The sequence below is a fragment of the Achromobacter denitrificans NBRC 15125 genome (assembly GCF_001571365.1).
GTDB lineage: Bacteria > Pseudomonadota > Gammaproteobacteria > Burkholderiales > Burkholderiaceae_B > Achromobacter > Achromobacter denitrificans.
On the sequence record NZ_BCTQ01000069.1, the window covers coordinates 1 to 17,007 of the forward strand.

Here is a 17,007-nt window from a genome sequence, read left to right on the forward strand (position 1 = left end):
GCGCCGCCTCCCGGGGCCGATGCGCAACTGCACGGGCCGCCGGCGCCGCCGCCGCCCGAAGTGCGCGACGACGAGCGCGAGGACCAGCGCGCGCGCGAGCATGAAGAGCACATGCGGCGCTACAAGCCCGAGCCGGACGATATCCGCCGCGACCTGCGGGTGCTGGTGCAGCAGCTCAACGAGCGCTTGAACGACGGCACGCGCGTGGCGCTGTCGCGCGGCCCCACTCCGGAAATCTTCATTTCGCTGGCCCCCAACTCGGCCAGCGAGGACGTGCCGCGCCTGCGCGAATGGCTGGTCATCCCGCTGGATCGCCTGGATCCGCCGGTGGCCACGCCCTTCATCGCCGCCTGGCTGGGCGGGCTGGGGCTGCTATTGTTGCTGGCCGTGGGCTTCTCCTGGCACATCACGCGCCCGATCACCCGCCTGGCCGACGCCGCCGACCGGCTGGCGGCGGGGCAGCCGCAGCGCGTCGAACCGTCGGGCCCGCACGAAACCCGGGTGCTGGGCGAGCGCTTCAACGCCATGCTGGACGCGCTGTCCGAGTCCGACTCGGTGCGCCGCACCCTGTTGTCCGGCCTGCCGCACGACCTGAAGGGGCCGCTGTCGCGGATGTGGCTGCGCATCGAGCTGGCCGACGACTCCAAGCTGAAAGAGGGCCTGCGGGCCGACCTGCAGGACATGCAGCACATGGTCGACCAGTTCATCGGCTTCGTGCGCGGAACCGATCCGGCCGCCTACCGCTACTCCTCCATGGTCCTGGGCGACTGGCTGACCGAGCGCGTGGGCGCCTGGCATGGCGCCGGCACCGACATCCACCTGCGGATCGCCGACGACGAGGCGGCCCTGGTGGTACAGGCCGATGCCGTGGCGCTGGGCCGCCTGCTGGACAACCTGATCGGCAATGCCCTGAACCACGGCGCGCCGCCGGTCGACGTGGCGCTGCGCCGGGAAGGGCGCTACGCGGTGCTGGACGTGGCCGACCATGGCCCGGGCATCGTGCCGGAGCGCCGCCAGGAGGCCTTGCGCCCCTTCAGCCGGCTGGACGACGCGCGCACGCGCACCGGCAGCGTCGGGCTGGGTCTGGCCCTGGCCGAGGCCATCGCGCGCGCCCACGGCGGATCGCTGGAACTGAGCGAGGCCGAGTCCGGCGGGCTGTGCGTGCGGGTCAGGCTGCCGCTGTCCGAGACGGCCTAGGGCCGGTTCATACGGTACGATGCATCTTGCTTCGTCCTTTGCCGTTTCCGCACCATGGCCATCCAGTCCGACTCGCTTTCTTCCCGTCCCGACGCCCCCCGTATCGTGGCGCCGCAGCCGGTGTCTCCCAGTGAGGAGTCGATCGAACGCGCCCTGCGGCCCAAGGCGCTGGATGAATACGTGGGGCAGCAGCGCGCCCGCGAACAACTCGAAATCTTCATCGCCGCCGCCAGGAAGCGCGGCGAGGCGTTGGACCACGTGCTGCTGTTCGGCCCCCCGGGCCTGGGCAAGACCACGCTGGCCCACATCATCGCGCACGAAATGGGCGTGCAGCTGCGCCAGACGTCCGGCCCGGTGCTGGAGCGCCCCGGCGACCTGGCCGCGCTCCTGACCAACCTCGAAAAGAACGATGTCCTGTTCATCGACGAGATCCACCGCCTGTCGCCCGTGGTCGAGGAAATCCTCTATCCGGCGCTGGAAGATTTCCAGATCGACATCCTGATCGGCGAGGGGCCCGCCGCGCGCAGCGTGAAGCTGGACCTGCAGCCTTTTACCCTGGTGGGCGCCACCACGCGCGCCGGCATGCTGACCAATCCGCTGCGCGACCGCTTCGGCATCGTGTCGCGGCTGGAGTTCTACAACGCCACCGACCTGGGCCGCATCGTGACGCGCAGCGCCGGCCTGCTGAATGCCGGCATTACGCCGGACGGCGCGGCCGAGGTGGCGCGCCGCGCCCGGGGCACGCCCCGCATCGCCAACCGGCTGCTGCGGCGCGTGCGCGACTACGCCGAGGTCAAGGCGGGCGGCACCATCGACGCGGACGTCGCCGGCCGCGCGCTGGCCATGCTCGAAGTGGACCCGCAGGGCCTGGACCTGATGGACCGCAAGCTGCTCGAAGCCATCGTCCACAAGTTCGACGGCGGGCCGGTGGGCGTGGACAGCCTGGCGGCGGCCATCGGCGAAGAGCGCGACACGATCGAAGACGTCATCGAACCCTATCTGATCCAGCACGGCTACCTGCAGCGCACGCCGCGCGGCCGCACCGCCACGCTGACCACCTGGCGGCACCTGGGGCTGGCCCCTCCCGCTGGCACGGCCAGCGGGTCGGGCGACCTGTTCGGCAAATAGGCGCGCCCGGCGCCCGCGGGCGCGCGGCGGGTTTATCATCCTGGAGTTCCGATTCCCTTTCGCGACCCAAGGACCGAAATCCCATGCAGCCCGAATTGCCCACTTACGACGATGTCGCCCGCGCCAGCGAGCGCCTGGCCGGCAACGCGCACCGCACGCCCGTCTTGACCTCGGCCACCGCCGACGCGATCAGCGGCGCCTCGGTGTTCTTCAAGTGCGAGAACTTCCAGCGCATGGGCGCCTTCAAGTTCCGCGGCGGATACAACGCCATCGCGCGCCTGACGCCCGAGCAGCGGGCCGCCGGCGTCGTGACCTTCTCCTCGGGCAACCATGCGCAAGCCATCGCGCTGGCCTCCCGGCTGCAGGGCGTGCAGGCCACCATCATCATGCCGCTGGACGCGCCCGCGGCCAAGCGCGCCGCCACCGAAGGCTACGGCGGCAAGATCGTCACCTACGACCGCTACACCGAGGACCGCGAGGCCATCGCCCGCCGCATCCAGGCGGAGACGGGCGCCACGCTGATCCCGCCCTACGACCACGAGGACGTGATCGCCGGCCAGGGCACCGCCGCCAAGGAGCTGTTCGAGGAAGTGGGCGAGCTGGACTACCTGTTCGTCTGCCTGGGCGGCGGCGGCCTGTTGGCGGGGTCGGCCCTGTCCGCGTTTGCCCTCAGCCCGCGCTGCCTGGTCTACGGGGTCGAGCCCGAGGCCGGCAACGACGGCCAGCAATCCCTGCGTAAGGGTGAAATCGTCCGAATTCCGGCCCCCAAGACCCTGGCCGACGGCGCCGCCACCACGCATCTCGGCAATCTCACTTTCCCGCTGATCCAGAAGCATGTGCGCGACATCGTCACGGTGACGGATGATCAATTGATCTCCACCATGAAGTTCTTCGCCGAACGCATGAAGATGGTAGTGGAGCCCACCGGTTGCCTGGGCGCGTCCGCCGTGATGCAGAGCGTGGTGCCGGTGCGCGGCGCCCGTGTCGGCGTCATCATCAGCGGCGGCAACGTCGACCTTCCGGCCTACGCCAAGCTGCTGGCCGCCTGACGGCCCCTCGGCAGCCCGCTGGCGGGGCCGCCGATACGCGCTTGCGGTTGGGGCCGGTGCAGGGCAGAATCGGGGCTGAATCCTGACGAACAGGGGCTGCGACATGCGTATCCTTGTCATCGGCGGCACCGGTTTCATCGGCCGTCACCTGGTAGCGCGGCTCGCCGCGGACCCGCATCAGATCATCGTGCCCACGCGCCTGTTCAGCCGTGGGCGCGATCTGCAGATCCTCCCCACCGTCACCCTGCTCGAACGCGACGTGCACGACGACGCCACGCTGGACAGCCTGGCGCAGGGCTGCGACGCCGTCGTTAACCTGGTGGGCATCCTGCACGGAAATGCCGGCCGGCCCTACGGCGCGGATTTCGCACGGGCCCACGTGCTTCTGCCGCAGCGCATCGCGCAGGCCTGCCGCCGGCAGGGGGTGCCGCGCCTGCTGCACATCAGCGCGCTCGGCGCGGATTCCAACGGCGACAGCATGTACCAGCGCTCCAAGGGCGACGGCGAAGCCGCCATCAAGAAGGAATTCGCCGATTGGGGCGAGGGCGGCTGGACGATCTTTCGCCCGTCCGTGGTCTTCGGCCCGGACGATCAGTTCACGAATCTGTTCGCGCGGCTCGCCCGCTGGCTGCCCGTGCTGCCGCTGGCGGGCGCGCATGCGCGCATGCAGCCGGTATACGTGGGCGACGTGGTGGCCGCCCTCGTCTCGGCGCTGGGCAATACGCATACCTGCGGCAAGACCTACGAACTGGGCGGGCCGCAGGTCTACACGCTGGGCGAGATCGCGCGCCTGTGCGCCGCCTGGAGCGGCCATCCCAGGCCGGTGGTCAATATGCCGATGGGCGTGGGCCGCATGCAGGCACGGCTGTTCGAATGCCTGCCGGGCAAGCCGCTGATGTCGCGCGACAACCTGGATTCCCTGCGCCGCGATAACGTCTGCACGGGGCCGATCGCCCCCGAGCTGCACGTGGTGCCGACCGGCCTGGAGGCCGTCGCGCCGAGCTACCTGTAATCAGCGCACCAGCGCTTTCAGCGCCTGCTTGATGCCGTCGGACACGCCCACGCCTTCGGGCAGCGTCTTCAGGGCCGACAGCGATTCCTTCTCGGAGTAGCCGAGCGCCAGCAGCGCGTTCAGGATGTCGGACTGGTTGTCGGGCGTGGCATGCGCGGCGGCGCCGATATCCGCGCCCAGCTTGCCGCGCATTTCGAGCAGCAGGCGTTCCGCGGTTTTCTTGCCGATGCCGGGCACGCGGGTCAGGCGGCCCGATTCCTGCAGCGTGATGGCCTGCGCCAGATCCGCCACCGACAGCCCCGACAGGACCGACAGCGCGGTCCGCGCGCCGATGCCGCTGACCTTGATCAGTTGGCGGAACGCGTTGCGCTCGCCGGCCGTGGCGAAGCCGTACAGGATATGGGCGTCCTCGCGCACCGTCAGGTGCGTGTAGAGCGTGACGCGAGCGCCGGTGTCCGGCAGCGAATACAGTGTGCTCATGGGCACGTCGATGTCATAACCCAGACCGCCCACGTCCACGCAGATGGTGGGCGGGAGTTTCTCGATCAGGGTTCCGGTGATGCGTCCGATCATGGTGATGGCAGGCCTGGCAATGGTGAGGCCGCGGGATTCGCGGCGGATGCGGGGATTCTATACGCGGGGCGCGCCGGGCCGGAAGGCTCAGCCGATCAGGCGGCCGTTGCGGATGCGGGTCTTGCCGCTCATGCGCAGGGTGGTGCCCAGGCGTTCGAGCTTTTCCTGCATGGGCCCGGCGTGGGCGTGGCAGATCGCGCAGGCCAGCGCGTCGGCCGAGTCGGGCGAAGGCGCGCCGTCCAGCGCCAGCAGGTGCTGCACCATCATCTGCACCTGTTCCTTGGCGGCGCGGCCGGTGCCCACCACGGCCTTCTTGATCTGCAGCGCGGTGTACTCATGCACGGTCAGCGAGCTGTCGGCCAGCGCGCACAGCGCGGCGCCGCGGGCCTGGCCCAGGAGCAGCGTGGAGGCCGGATTGGTATTCAGGAAGATGATTTCCAGCGCGGCCACGTCGGGCTGCGTGTCGCGCGCGACTTCGCGCAGGTTGTCCAGGATGACCTTGAGGCGCTCGGACAGGGTCAGCGCCGGCGGGACCACAATGGTCCCGCTGGCGACGTAGCGCAGCCGCGGGCCGTCGACATCGATCACACCGAAGCCGGTGCGGCGCAAGCCGGGATCGATGCCGAGGACGCGCATCAGTGGCGGAAGTGGCGGGTGCCGGTCAGCACCATGGCGATGCCGTGCTCGTCGGCCGCCGCGATGACTTCATCGTCGCGCACGCTGCCGCCGGGCTGGATCACGCAGGTCGCGCCCGCCGCCACCACCACGTCCAGGCCGTCGCGGAACGGGAAGAAGGCGTCGGAGGCCACGGCCGAGCCCTTCAGGGTCAGGCCGGCGTTCTCCGCCTTGATGGACGCGATGCGGGCCGAGTCGATGCGGCTCATCTGGCCGGCGCCCACGCCCAGGGTCATGCCGCCGCCCACGAACACGATGGCGTTGGACTTGACGTACTTGGCGACTTTCCAGGCGAAGGTCAGGTCGTTCATTTCCGCTTCGGTGGGTTGGCGCTTGCTGACCACCTTCAGGGCATCGCGCGGGACGTTGTAGGCGTCCGGGCTCTGCACCAGCCAGCCGCCGCCCACGCGCTTGATGTCGAAGGCGTTCTGGCCCGTGCCCATGGGCACTTCGAGCACGCGCACGTTCTTCTTGGCGGCCAGGATGGCCAGCGCGGCGCCGTCATAGGCGGGCGCCAGCAGCACTTCCAGGAACTGCGAGCTCACGGCTTCGGCCGTTGCGGCATCCACCGGACGGTTGAAGGCGATGATGCCGCCGAAGGCCGAGGTCGGGTCGGTCTTGAAGGCCTGCTGGTAGGCGCCCAGCGTGTCGGCCGCGACCGCCACGCCGCAGGGATTGGCGTGCTTGACGATGACGCAGGCGGGCGCCTCGAAGCTGCGCGCGCATTCCCAGGCGGCGTCGGCGTCCGCGATGTTGTTGTAGGACAGTTCCTTGCCTTGCAGCTGGCGGTAGTTGCCCAGCAGGCCGGCCGGACGCTGCGCGTCCACGTAGAAGGCGGCGGTCTGGTGGGGGTTCTCGCCGTAGCGCAGCGCCTGTTCCTGCTTGACCTGCACGGTCAGCGTGCCCGGCCATTCGTTGCGGGCAGGCACGGCGTCCTGTTTGGGCTCGGCGTCGGCCAGGCTGGTCAGGTAGGCGGCGATGGCGCCGTCATAAGACGCCGTGTGGGCATAGACCTTCGCGGCCAGCGCCAGGCGCAGGCCGTAGGAGACGCCGCCCTTGTCCATTTCCGACAGCACGCGCGAGTAGTCGACGGGATCGATCACGACCGTCACGCCGCCGGCTTCGGTGCCGTGGTTCTTGGCCGCCGCGCGCAGCATGGCCGGGCCGCCGATGTCGATGTTCTCGACGGCGTCGGCGAAGGTGCAGTCCGGCTTGGCCACGGTTTCGCGGAACGGATACAGATTGACCACCAGCATGTCGATGCGATCAATGCCTGCCGCCTTGATCGTCTCCATGTGCTCGGCGCTGTCGCGGCGGGCCAGGAGGCCGCCGTGGATCTTCGGGTGCAGCGTCTTGACGCGGCCGTCCAGGATCTCGGGCGAGCCGGTGTGGGCGGCCACTTCGGTGACGGTCAGGCCGGAGTCGGCCAGCAACTTGGCGGTGCCGCCGGTCGACAGCAGGCGCACGCCGCGCGCGGCCAGGGCGCGGGCAAATTCAACGATGCCGGTCTTGTCGGACACCGAAAGCAGGGCGGTTTCGATTTTCATGGTGAGGGACGGGAGTGGGGCGGTTGCGCCTTTCTCGCTCTGGTCAGGATGGGAAATCTGGAGGGGCGGGCGGCGCCTCGCGGCGGCCGTCCGCGCGGGAAAACTATACCTGGATATTGTGCGCCAGCAGCTTCTTGCGCAGGGTGTTGCGAGTGATGCCCAGCATTTCGGATGCGCGCGACTGGTTGCCGCCGGATCGCTCCAGCGCCACTTCGAGCACCGGGCGTTCCACGCAACGCATCACCATGTCCCACATGTCGTGGGGCTCGGATTCGCCCAAGTCTTCGAAATAGCGCTCCAGGCTGGCGCGCACGCATTCTTCCAGGACATCTTTCTTGCTCATTTGAGTACAGATATTTTTATGTTGGTGTTGAGGCGGTCATGCCGCCAGCAGGGCTTCTGCGACCGGCGCCGGATGAGGACCGCCGTCGCGCGAGATGATGTCGAACCAGTCCGACACGGCCCGCCACTGGTCTCGGGTATTGTCGATCAGATTCATGTGGGCGCAGAACGAGTCCGCGCCCGGCAGGCCGTCCAGGTACCAGCCGATGTGCTTGCGCGCCGTGCGTACGCCGGTGTGCTCGCCGTAGAACCGGTAATGGTCGTCGAGATGTTCGAGCAGCAGCTCGCGCATTTCCCCGTAAGAGGGAGGGGCCAGTGTTTCGCCCGTGCGCAGGTAGTGGTCGATCTCGCGGAAAATCCAGGGACGGCCTTGGGCCGCCCGGCCGATCATGACCGCGTCGGCGCCAGTGTAATCCAGGACGCGCCTGGCTTTTTCGGGAGAATCGATATCCCCGTTGGCGATGACGGGAATGGACAGCTCCGCCTTGACGGCGCGGATAGTGTCATATTCCGCCTCCCCCGTATAGAGGTCGGCGCGGGTGCGGCCGTGCAGGGTCAGGGCGGCGATGCCGGCGTTTTCCGCCATTTTCGCCACGCGGACCGCATTGCGGCTTTCCCGGTCCCAGCCGGTCCGGGTCTTGAGGGTGACCGGCACGCCCAGGGGCGCGCAGGCCGTGACCACGGCATCGAGAATGCGGGCGATCAGGTCTTCGTGGCGCAGCAGCGCCGACCCGGAGGCGACGTTGCAGACCTTCTTGACCGGGCAGCCCATGTTGATGTCGATGATCCGGGCCCCTTTATTGGCGTTGAACACCGCCGCCTCCGCCATCATGGCGGGGTCGGCGCCGGCGATCTGCACCGAGATCGGGGCGATTTCACCGTCGTGGTTCAGGCGGCGGGAAGTCTTGACGCTGTCCCACAGCTTGGGGTTGCTGGCGGCCATTTCCGAGACGGCATAGCCCGCCCCCAGCTTCTTGCAAAGCTGGCGGAAAGGACGGTCCGTCACGCCCGCCATGGGCGCGACTAGGACGTTGTTCGGAAGGGACCATTGGCCTATGCGCATGCTCACATTTTAACCGGCTCGATCGAACCCCCATTTTCACCCGGCAAATGGCGGGCGACGCGAGGAGGCGAAAACAGACCGATCCGGCCCCGAAAAGGGGCGGATCACAGGGGGAATCAGGCGCGGAACCCTTGCAGCAGGTGCTGCGCCAGCGGCGCCCGCAAGGGGGATGCCAGGTCCAGCGCCAACAGGGCCAGGCCGCAGGCGTGCTCCACGGGCGCGAGGCCGGTGGAGAAGATCCGCGGCATCAGGTCGGTCAGGCCGGCGGTGATGGCCCGGTCGACGTGGCGCGCCCGGGCGAACTCGGCCAGGACGGGGGCCGGATTGGCGTCGGGATGGGCCAGCCAGCCGGCCAGCGTCTGGGCCAGGCGGGCGGCGTCGCGCAGGCCCAGGTTCAGACCCTGGCCCGCGACGGGGTGCAGGGTCTGCGCGGCGTTGCCGATGGCCGCCACGCGGCCATGCACCTGCGCGCGGCGGGCGCTGAGCGCCAACGGGAAAACGTGGCGCGGCGCCTGGCTGGACAGGCGGCCCAGGCGGTCGCCGAAGGCGGCCGACAGCGCCCGCGAAAACGCGGCGTTGTCCAGCGCGGCCAGTTCGGCGGCCCGGGCGGGCGCGCTGCACCACACCACCGAATACGCGTCCGGCGTCTGCGGGTGGGGCAGCAGGGCCAGCGGACCTTCCGAGGTGAAGCGTTCCCAGGCCCAGCCGCGGCGGGGCAGGGTGGCATGCGCGGTGGTCAGCACGGCGTGCTGGTCGTAGTCGCGGCGCAGGTCGGTCGCGCTCGCGCCGTCGGACTGCACCGCCACCCGGCACAGCAACTCGGACTCGCCCTGCCGGAGCCGCACCCCGTCGGCGTCCTGGCGGCCGATCTGGGCGGGCGGCCCCGTCAGGATGGTGACGCCGCAATCGGCCACGCATTCGTCCAGCCTGGCGTGCAGGCCCGAATACGCGACCACGCTGCCCAACTGGGGCACGCCGAAATCGGTGTTCTGGATCAGGGTGCGGCCCAGCCGCCCGCGTTGCGATACATGGATGTTGCGGATGTCGGCCGAACGCTCGGGCCAGGCGTGCAGCGATTCCAGCAGCACGCGGCTGCCGTGGTTCATCGCCAGCACCCGGGGATCCGCGGCGGGCACGGCGGCGGCCGGCGTCGCCGGGGCGGGCGCGCTGCCCGCGAGCAAGGCAATGCGGGCCGGATCCGGCGCCACGCGCGCCAGCATCAGGGCCAGCACGCGGCCCACGGGGCCCGCGCCGAGAATCGCAATGTCGAAGGCGGAGGAGGTCATCCGCGGATTTTAACCGTCCACTACAATCGCTGGCAGCCGGCGCGTCGTGGCGCCATGGCATCCCTTTCCGGTTGACCGACATGACGCAGGCCCAAGCTTCCTCCTCCTTGTCCGCCGCATCCGCCCGCCGCCCGCGCGGCAAGGTCGCCGTGGGGTTGTTGGCCTGCCTGTTCGGCTGGATCGGCGCGCATTGGTGGTATCTGGGGCGGCGTCATGCCTGGCTGGTGACCGCGCTGGCCCTGCTCAGCGGTTTCTGCGCCTATAGCTTCTATCCGGTCTGGTACGACAACCCGGCCTTCTTCCTGCTGTTCATCCCCATGATCGACGGGTTCATCGAAAGCGCGGTGTTTTCGCTGATGCCGGACGAGAAGTTCGACCGCCTCTACAACCCCGGGCTGGGCCGGCCCACCAAGACGGGCTGGGGCCCGGTGCTGGTTGCCATCCTGGCCTGCCTGATCGGCGCGATTGCCTCCATGTTCGCGGTCGCCATGGTCGTGGTCTACACCTGGGTGGCGATGGGCTGGCTGGACGGCTACGTCTTCTAGCGGCAGCGGGCCGCGCCTAAGCCGGCCGCGCCTGGCCGGCCGCGCCTATTCCCGCATCAGCGCTTCGATCTCGGCGGCCTGCACCGGCACGCCCCGCGTAATCAGCTCGCAGCCTTCGTCCGTGACCAGCGCGTCGTCTTCCGTGCGGATGCCGATGTTCCAGTAGGCCTCGGGCACGTCGTTGGCGGGCCGCACGTAGATGCCGGGCTCGATGGTCAGCATCATCCCGGTTTCCAGCTTGCGCCAGGGGCGTTCCGAGCCCTGGGCGGGGCCGGGCTGGCGGTAGTCGCCCACGTCGTGGACGTCCAGGCCCAGCCAGTGCCCGGTTCGGTGCATGTAGAAGCGGCTGTAGTCGCCGGATTCGAGCACGCCGTCCAGCGACCCCTTCAGCAGCTTCAGGTCGAGCATGCCTTGGGCCAGCACGCGCAGGGCGGCCTGGTGGCCTTCGTTGAAGTCGCGGCCAGGCGCGGTGGCCTGGGCCGCGGCTTCCTGGGCCGCCACCGTCAGGTCGTAGAGCGCGCGTTGCGGGCCGCTGTAGCGGCCGTTGACCGGAAACGTCCGGGTGATGTCGCTGGCATAGCTGTCGACCTCGCAGCCCGCGTCGATCAGGACCAGGTCGCCGTCGCGCAGGACGGCCTCGCCGGCGGGGTAGTGCAGCACACAGGCATTCGCGCCTGCGGCCACGATGCTGTTGTAGGCCACCGATTGCGCGCCATGGCGGCGGAATTCGTACAGCAGTTCGGCCTCCAGCTCGTATTCGCGCATGCCGGCGCGGCACACGCGCATGGCGCGGACGTGGGCGCCAGCCGAGATCTTCGCCGCGCGCCGCATCGCCGCGATCTCCGAGGCGTCCTTGAGCAGCCGCATTTCCGCCAGCACGGGGCGGATGTCCTGCTGCCGGGCGGGCGGGGCATGGCCGCCGCGCGCGGCCTCGCGCGCCGCCGCCAGCCAGCGGTGCAGCCTGCCGTCCGTGCGCTTGTCGCCGGCCAGCGGGGCGTACAGCGTGGCGTGGTCCAGCAGCAGCGAGGGCATCAGCTCGTCCAGCGCGTCGACGGGGTGGGCGTCGTCGAAGCCGAAATGCGCCGCGGCCGCTTCTGGGCCGAAGCGCTTGCCTTCCCAGATCTCGTGCTCGACGTTGCGCGGCCGGCAGAAGAGCAGGGCGCGGTCGGACGCGCCGGCGACCAGCACCAGCCAGGCGTCCGGTTCGGTAAAGCCGGTGAGGTAGAAGAAATCGCTGTCGTGCCGGTACGGATACTCGGCGTCGCGGTTGCGGATGGCTTCCGGGGCGGTCGCCAGGATGGCGATGCCGCCGCCCTCCGCGCGCATCTGGTCCATCAGGCGCTGGCGCCGGGCGGCGAAAGGGGCGATGTCGTCGGGAGGCAGGCTCATGGCGGGCGGGGCGCGAACCCCGGCAAAGATGCGGATGACGTTTACTTTACCCGCCATCCCCGAAACCCGACACCCCGCGCCGCCGTGGCGGGAATTGCTGGACGGGCGCGGGCAAGCTGCTACAATCGCGGCTCTGTCATTGGGGAGTAGCCATCCTTTGTCCCCAAAGGAGCTAGCGTCAACAGACTTGGTGGTTCAGCGCTGCGGAGCAGCCGCTAGAACTCCATGGCGCTAGCGGTTTCCATGCTCGGCGGCACGCCCGCCGCATGGATCAGCCAGGCGAGACCTTTGGCCGCATTGCGTTCACCCTAGCCGGGCGAGCCGCGATGTCGCGCCAATGGTTTCTGCTCGTCCGGCTGCGTCTATATGTTGCTCACCCTGTTCCTGTTCTTTCTGTCCGCGGCAGTGATCTATTTCGCCTGCGAATTCTTCGTCAATGGCGTCGAATGGGTAGGCCATCGCTTCCAGCTGGGCGCCACCGCCACCGGTACCGTGCTGGCCGCATTCGGCACGGCCCTGCCGGAAAGCGCGGTGACCTTCATGGCCGTGGTCTTCGGCGAGACCCCCGAACAAAAAGACATCGGCGTCGGCGCCGCCATGGGCGGGCCGCTGGTGCTGGCGACGCTGGCCTATGCGGTCGTCGGCCTGGCCCTGTGGCGCGCCCGCCGCGGACGCCCCAACCAGGCGGACTGTATCAACGCGGACCAGCGCCGGCTGGCCCGCGACCAAGCCTGGTTCATGGGCATCTTCATCTTCAAGGTGGGCCTGGGGCTGCTGGCGTTCGCCTGGAAGCCGTGGCTGGGCATCCTGTTCCTCGCAACCTACGGCCTCTACGTCAAGCGCGAACTCAGCCATGACGAGGAAAGCCTGGACAGCGAAGACCTGGAGCCGCTCAAGCTGCGTCCGCGCGATGAAGATCCGGCCCTGTCCTGGGCGATCGTCCAGACGGTGCTGGCGCTGGTGGTGATCGCCGGGGCGTCGCACGTGTTCGTCAACCAGATCGAGGTGCTGGGCGTGGCCATGGGCGCCTCGCCGCACGTCGCGGCGCTGCTGCTGGCGCCCGTCGCCACCGAACTGCCCGAAATCATGAACGCGCTCATCTGGGTGCGGCAGGGCAAGGAGCGCCTGGCGCTCGCCAACATCTCGGGCGCCATGATGATCCAGGCCACCATCCCCAGCGCCCTGGGCATCTTCATGACGCCGTGGATGCTCGACGCCCCGCTGCTGGTGGCCGGCCTGTTCACCATGCTGTCGATCAGTCTGCTGTGGCTGCGTTTCCACCGCTCGGCCATGAGCGTGCCCGCCCTGTCCGCGGTGGGCGGTTTGTACGCCTTGTTCGCCGCTTATCTGGGCTGGCATTTCTACGTTTGATCGGGCGGGCGGCGCGGATCCCGATCGCGCCGCTTTTTTTTTCGGACCGAATCCCGTTTTTTCCGTGGGCAAACCTTGTCCATCAGTAAAAACCCGCGTAAACTCTTGCCCGTTATCCATCCCAGGAGCAGTCTTCGTGAATACCGATTCCGGCGAAAGTTGTCGATCTTGCATCGACGCCGCTGTTTGACAGGTCCACGCAGAACTCCGTCTGCCGCAACCTGTTGAACAGGTTGCGGTCGTATCCCAGGCTCCCGGCTCCGGCCAGGACCACAGCGCAAGCCAGCGGCTTGCCGGGAACCTCCCCAACGTAAAACGCCAGAACCGCCGCTAGCCGCAGCGCCCGCGCTCGCGCACGTTTGTTTTTCGTGCCCGTTCGCCATGCGCCGCGCAGGTGTGCGCGCGTAATCACGATCACGCTCCCCATTCTCGCAATGGAGGTCGTTATGCGTTTCTTCGACTTGTTCCTGCGCCGCAACGGCGTGGACCGTGCCGCCGCCCTGAGCCGCCGCCGCGGCACTTCGCGCCTGACGGTCATTTGTCCGCGCGACGAGCTGGGCGCCTTGCGCAAGCAGATCTACCTGGATTTCAGCGCCGCCGGCCTCGCCGTCTCGCAGGTCCAGATCGATCAGGGCCGGGATCCGGGCATGGCTTCCGCCTGCATCACCGTCAATTGCCCCCCGGAACTGCGGGGCGAACTGATGTCGCAGGCCCGCCGCCTGAGCGCCAACCCCGCCGTGCGCCACGTGCATTTCGGCGCGCAGGCCGCGCTGGCCTGACGCCGCCAGCCTCTACACAGGAGAGATCATGCCCAGTGCCTTAGACCCCGAGCCTCGATTGCGCCCAGTGCGCGGCATCGGCATGCCTGTCTGACCCGTCTTCTCGCTGCGAGCCGACGATCGGATAGCCATCCGGTCCGTACGGAGTCCGCAGCCCAGGATCCCCGGCCAGGCCCACCTCGCGTGCGCCGCTTTCTTCGGCCAGGATTCCTTCGCCAGCTCCCCTTCCGTTTTTTGCACCCGGCGCATCCATGACGCGATCCGGACACCGGCAACATCGCCCCGGTGCCTGCGCACGCCCGTAAGCCGGCCGACGGTTTGCCCTTCAGGCAAGCCGCGGTCCCGGCTGGCCGCGCGCGGCCGCCGCGGAGGGGTCGTCCGTGTCTCCGACAACACCAAGAATCCGGAGCACTCCGATGATGAAGTTCCTGAAGTCATTCTTTTCGTCCGCCGCCGGCTTGCGGCGCACCGGCCGCCATTTCCGCCGCTCGCCGATGCCCTTGCGGGCCGGGGATGCCGCCACCGTATCCTCCGAGGTCGGCCGGCATGCCAACCGGCAGATGCTGGACCTGTCGCGCCTGGACGACGGCGCACTGTTCTCCCTGTTCGGCAGCGGCCGGGGCGGACTGTCCGAAGCCCAGGCCCAGACCTCGCGCGAGCGCTACGGCGCCAATGAGGTCGATCACGAAAAGCCGCTGTCCTGGTATGCCCACCTCTGGCTCTCCTACCGCAACCCGTTCAACCTGTTGTTGACGGCCCTGGCGATCCTGTCGTGGATCACCGACGTCCGCATGGCCGAGCCCGAGGACCAGTCCTGGACCGCGGCCATCATCATCGGATCCATGGTGCTGATCTCCACCGTGTTGCGGTTCGCGCAGGAACGGCGCTCCAACCGGTCGGCGGAGGCCCTGAAGGCCATGGTGCAGAACACCGCCACCGTCCTGCGCAGCGATCCCGCCGATCCGGACGGCAGCGGCGTCCACCGCTTTTTCGGCGGGACGCTGCATGTCAGCGGATCGAGGCAGGTCGAGGTTCCCCTGGCCGAGCTGGTGCCGGGCGACGTGGTGCTGTTGTCGGCCGGCGACATGATTCCCGCCGATTGCCGCATCCTCGGCGCCAAGGATCTGTTCGTGGCGCAGGCCGCCCTGACCGGAGAGTCCCTGCCCGTCGAAAAGCACGCCCGCCAGCGCGCCTCGACGGCCAACGCGCTCGAACTGGAGAACATGGCCTTCATGGGGACCAACGTGGTCAGCGGCTCGGGCAGCGCCCTGGTGGTCGCGACGGGATCTCGGACCTATTTCGGCCAGCTGGCCGGCCGCGTCACCCACGCCAGCCGGGCGCCCACCCAGTTCCAGCAAGGCATCAACCGCGTGAGCTGGGTGCTGATCCGTTTCATGCTGGTCATGGCGCCCATCGTCATGCTGATCAACGGCTTCACCAAGGGCGACTGGCTGGAAGCGCTGCTGTTCGCCCTGGCCATTGCCGTCGGCCTCACGCCCGAGATGCTGCCGATGATCGTGACGGCCACCCTGGCCAAGGGCGCCCTGCGCATGTCGCAGCGCAAAGTGGTGGTCAAGCGCCTCGACGCCATCCAGAACCTGGGGGCGATGAACGTGCTGTGCACCGACAAGACCGGCACCCTGACCCAGGACCGCATCGTGCTGGAGCGGCATACCGACGTCTACGGCGCGAGCTGCGACGACGTGCTCGCCTATGCCTATCTCAACAGCTACTACCAGACCGGCCTGAAGAACCTGCTGGACGTGGCGGTGCTGCAGCATGCCGAAGTCGAGCGCAAGCTGAACCTGGCCGCGAAGTACCGCAAGGTCGATGAGATTCCGTTCGATTTCTCGCGCCGCCGCATGTCGGTGGTGGTCAACGAAACCGAGAACGGGCGCGATCATCATGAGCTGATCTGCAAGGGCGCGCTGGAAGAGATGCTGTCCGCCTGCACCCGCCTGCGCGTGGGCAACGAGGTGCACCTGCTGACCGAGGCGCGGCAGGCCGACATCCGCCGCGTGACGGCGGAACTGAACCGCGACGGCCTGCGCGTCATCGCGGTGGGCGTCAAGGAAATGCCGCCCACCCAGGAAACCTACGGCGTCGCCGACGAATCCGACCTGGTGCTGGTGGGATACATCGCCTTCCTGGATCCGCCCAAGGAATCCACCGGGCCCGCGCTCGCGGCGCTCAAGCAGTCGGGCGTCGAGGTGAAGGTCCTGACCGGCGACGTGGAGCTGGTCACGCAGAAGGTGTGCCGCGAAGTCGATTTCGAGGTCCGCAAGGTCTATCTCGGCGCCGAGATCGAGGAAATGGATGAGGGCCAGCTGGCCGCCGCCGTGCGGGAGGCCAATGTGTTCGCCCGTCTGACGCCTGCGCACAAGGAAAGAATCGTGCGCAGCCTGCGCGCGCAGGGCTGCACCGTGGGGTTCATGGGCGACGGCATCAACGACGCGCCGGCGCTGCGGGCGGCGGACGTGGGCATTTCCGTGGACTCGGCGGTCGACATCTCGAAGGAGGCCGCCGACATCATCCTGCTCGAAAAGAGCCTGATGGTGCTGGAGGACGGCGTCATCGAGGGCCGCAAGACCTTCTGCAACATGCTCAAGTACCTGAAGATGACCGCCAGCTCGAATTTCGGCAATGTCTTCTCGGTCCTGGTGGCCAGCGCCTTCCTGCCGTTCCTGCCCATGCTGCCCATCCACCTGCTGCTGCAGAATTTGATGTACGACATCTCCCAGACGGCAATTCCGTTCGACAATGTGGACGAAGAATTGCTGAAGCAGCCCCAGCAATGGGATCCCGAGGGCCTGGGACGGTTCATGGTGTTCTTCGGGCCGATCAGTTCCATATTCGACATCGCCACGTATGCGCTCATGTGGTACGTATTCCAGGCCAACGCCCCGGAACACCAGACGCTCTTCCAGTCGGGCTGGTTCGTGGAGGGCCTGCTGTCGCAGACGCTGGTCGTGCACATGATCCGCACGCGCAAGATTCCCTTCCTGCAGAGCCGCGCCGCGTGGCCGCTGATGGGAATGACGCTGATGGTCG

15 protein-coding genes and 1 riboswitch are annotated in these 17,007 nt (G+C 68.5%); of the genes, 8 read left to right on the forward strand and 7 right to left on the reverse strand.

The features are described from left to right. From risK to ADE01S_RS30060, 4 genes are all read left to right on the forward strand, one after another. On the forward strand, positions 1-1,197 hold a 1,197-nt coding region (gene risK / locus ADE01S_RS30045), incomplete at its 5' end, for a sensor histidine kinase RisK (RefSeq protein WP_062685425.1). 54 nt (positions 1,198-1,251) lie between these two features. After that, positions 1,252-2,325, forward strand: coding sequence for a Holliday junction branch migration DNA helicase RuvB (gene ruvB, locus ADE01S_RS30050; RefSeq protein ID WP_062685426.1), 1,074 nt, complete (start codon positions 1,252-1,254; stop codon positions 2,323-2,325). An 83-nt stretch (positions 2,326-2,408) separates the two neighbouring features. Next, positions 2,409-3,374 carry a threo-3-hydroxy-L-aspartate ammonia-lyase gene (locus tag ADE01S_RS30055; protein ID WP_062685427.1) on the forward strand — a complete coding sequence of 322 codons (966 nt, stop codon included), beginning with the start codon at positions 2,409-2,411 and terminating at the stop codon, positions 3,372-3,374. 103 nt (positions 3,375-3,477) lie between these two features. Next, positions 3,478-4,386, forward strand: coding sequence for a complex I NDUFA9 subunit family protein (locus ADE01S_RS30060; protein ID WP_062685428.1), 909 nt, complete (start codon positions 3,478-3,480; stop codon positions 4,384-4,386). Here ADE01S_RS30060 and ruvA read toward each other — a convergent pair whose 3' ends face one another. The 6 genes from ruvA to ADE01S_RS30090 all read right to left on the reverse strand — a co-directional run bounded on the left by ruvA (position 4,387) and on the right by ADE01S_RS30090 (position 9,872). Then, complete coding sequence (gene ruvA / locus ADE01S_RS30065) at positions 4,387-4,959, reverse strand: Holliday junction branch migration protein RuvA (protein ID WP_062685429.1); 573 nt, start codon at positions 4,957-4,959, stop codon at positions 4,387-4,389. Positions 4,960-5,046: 87 nt separating this feature from the next. Further along, positions 5,047-5,595 (reverse strand): crossover junction endodeoxyribonuclease RuvC, encoded by a 549-nt coding sequence (ruvC, locus tag ADE01S_RS30070; RefSeq protein ID WP_062685430.1) that lies wholly within the window; start codon positions 5,593-5,595, stop codon positions 5,047-5,049. Further along, the gene (gene purH / locus ADE01S_RS30075; protein ID WP_062685431.1) at positions 5,595-7,181 is read right to left on the reverse strand and encodes a bifunctional phosphoribosylaminoimidazolecarboxamide formyltransferase/IMP cyclohydrolase; all 1,587 of its coding nucleotides are present in this window, start codon (positions 7,179-7,181) and stop codon (positions 5,595-5,597) included. The genes ruvC and purH overlap by 1 nt, the downstream gene beginning before the upstream one ends. A gap of 103 nt (positions 7,182-7,284) precedes the next feature. Further along, entirely contained in the window at positions 7,285-7,524 is a 240-nt protein-coding gene (locus ADE01S_RS30080; protein ID WP_006217670.1) for a helix-turn-helix domain-containing protein, read from the reverse strand. Positions 7,525-7,560: 36 nt separating this feature from the next. Then, the gene (gene dusB / locus ADE01S_RS30085; RefSeq protein ID WP_062685432.1) at positions 7,561-8,586 is read right to left on the reverse strand and encodes a tRNA dihydrouridine synthase DusB; all 1,026 of its coding nucleotides are present in this window, start codon (positions 8,584-8,586) and stop codon (positions 7,561-7,563) included. A 116-nt stretch (positions 8,587-8,702) separates the two neighbouring features. Beyond that, positions 8,703-9,872, reverse strand: coding sequence for a UbiH/UbiF/VisC/COQ6 family ubiquinone biosynthesis hydroxylase (locus tag ADE01S_RS30090; RefSeq protein WP_062685433.1), 1,170 nt, complete (start codon positions 9,870-9,872; stop codon positions 8,703-8,705). 80 nt (positions 9,873-9,952) lie between these two features. Between ADE01S_RS30090 and ADE01S_RS30095 the strand changes: the two genes are divergently transcribed. Then, positions 9,953-10,417, forward strand: a complete 465-nt coding sequence (locus ADE01S_RS30095) for a TM2 domain-containing protein (protein ID WP_062685438.1) — start codon at positions 9,953-9,955, stop codon at positions 10,415-10,417. Between the two features lie 45 nt (positions 10,418-10,462). Here the strand turns inward: ADE01S_RS30095 and ADE01S_RS30100 are convergent, their stop codons facing one another. Further along, the gene (locus ADE01S_RS30100) at positions 10,463-11,806 is read right to left on the reverse strand and encodes an aminopeptidase P N-terminal domain-containing protein (RefSeq protein ID WP_062685434.1); all 1,344 of its coding nucleotides are present in this window, start codon (positions 11,804-11,806) and stop codon (positions 10,463-10,465) included. A gap of 122 nt (positions 11,807-11,928) precedes the next feature. Next, a riboswitch (yybP-ykoY riboswitch) is annotated at positions 11,929-12,094 on the forward strand. A gap of 78 nt (positions 12,095-12,172) precedes the next feature. Here ADE01S_RS30100 and ADE01S_RS30105 point away from each other — a divergent pair. The 3 genes from ADE01S_RS30105 to mgtA form a co-directional block, all read left to right on the forward strand. Then, complete coding sequence (locus tag ADE01S_RS30105; protein ID WP_062685435.1) at positions 12,173-13,177, forward strand: sodium:calcium antiporter; 1,005 nt, start codon at positions 12,173-12,175, stop codon at positions 13,175-13,177. Positions 13,178-13,623: 446 nt separating this feature from the next. Beyond that, the gene (locus tag ADE01S_RS30110; RefSeq protein ID WP_062685436.1) at positions 13,624-13,956 is read left to right on the forward strand and encodes a hypothetical protein; all 333 of its coding nucleotides are present in this window, start codon (positions 13,624-13,626) and stop codon (positions 13,954-13,956) included. Positions 13,957-14,372: 416 nt separating this feature from the next. Further along, the coding region (gene mgtA / locus ADE01S_RS30115) for a magnesium-translocating P-type ATPase (RefSeq protein WP_062685437.1) at positions 14,373-17,007 on the forward strand (2,635 nt) is incomplete at its 3' end.

Bases quoted from the DNA above. Each gene is read 5' to 3' on its own strand.
- ruvB (WP_062685426.1), top strand. From the start codon at position 1,252: ATGGCCATCCAGTCCGACTCGCTTTCTTCCCGTCCCGACGCCCCCCGT.
- ADE01S_RS30055 (WP_062685427.1), top strand. From the start codon at position 2,409: ATGCAGCCCGAATTGCCCACTTACGACGATGTCGCCCGCGCCAGCGAG.
- ADE01S_RS30060 (WP_062685428.1), top strand. From the start codon at position 3,478: ATGCGTATCCTTGTCATCGGCGGCACCGGTTTCATCGGCCGTCACCTG.
- ruvA (WP_062685429.1), bottom strand. From the start codon at position 4,959: ATGATCGGACGCATCACCGGAACCCTGATCGAGAAACTCCCGCCCACC.
- ruvC (WP_062685430.1), bottom strand. From the start codon at position 5,595: ATGCGCGTCCTCGGCATCGATCCCGGCTTGCGCCGCACCGGCTTCGGT.
- purH (WP_062685431.1), bottom strand. From the start codon at position 7,181: ATGAAAATCGAAACCGCCCTGCTTTCGGTGTCCGACAAGACCGGCATC.
- ADE01S_RS30080 (WP_006217670.1), bottom strand. From the start codon at position 7,524: ATGAGCAAGAAAGATGTCCTGGAAGAATGCGTGCGCGCCAGCCTGGAG.
- dusB (WP_062685432.1), bottom strand. From the start codon at position 8,586: ATGCGCATAGGCCAATGGTCCCTTCCGAACAACGTCCTAGTCGCGCCC.
- ADE01S_RS30090 (WP_062685433.1), bottom strand. From the start codon at position 9,872: ATGACCTCCTCCGCCTTCGACATTGCGATTCTCGGCGCGGGCCCCGTG.
- ADE01S_RS30095 (WP_062685438.1), top strand. From the start codon at position 9,953: ATGACGCAGGCCCAAGCTTCCTCCTCCTTGTCCGCCGCATCCGCCCGC.
- ADE01S_RS30100 (WP_062685434.1), bottom strand. From the start codon at position 11,806: ATGAGCCTGCCTCCCGACGACATCGCCCCTTTCGCCGCCCGGCGCCAG.
- ADE01S_RS30105 (WP_062685435.1), top strand. From the start codon at position 12,173: ATGTTGCTCACCCTGTTCCTGTTCTTTCTGTCCGCGGCAGTGATCTAT.
- ADE01S_RS30110 (WP_062685436.1), top strand. From the start codon at position 13,624: ATGCGTTTCTTCGACTTGTTCCTGCGCCGCAACGGCGTGGACCGTGCC.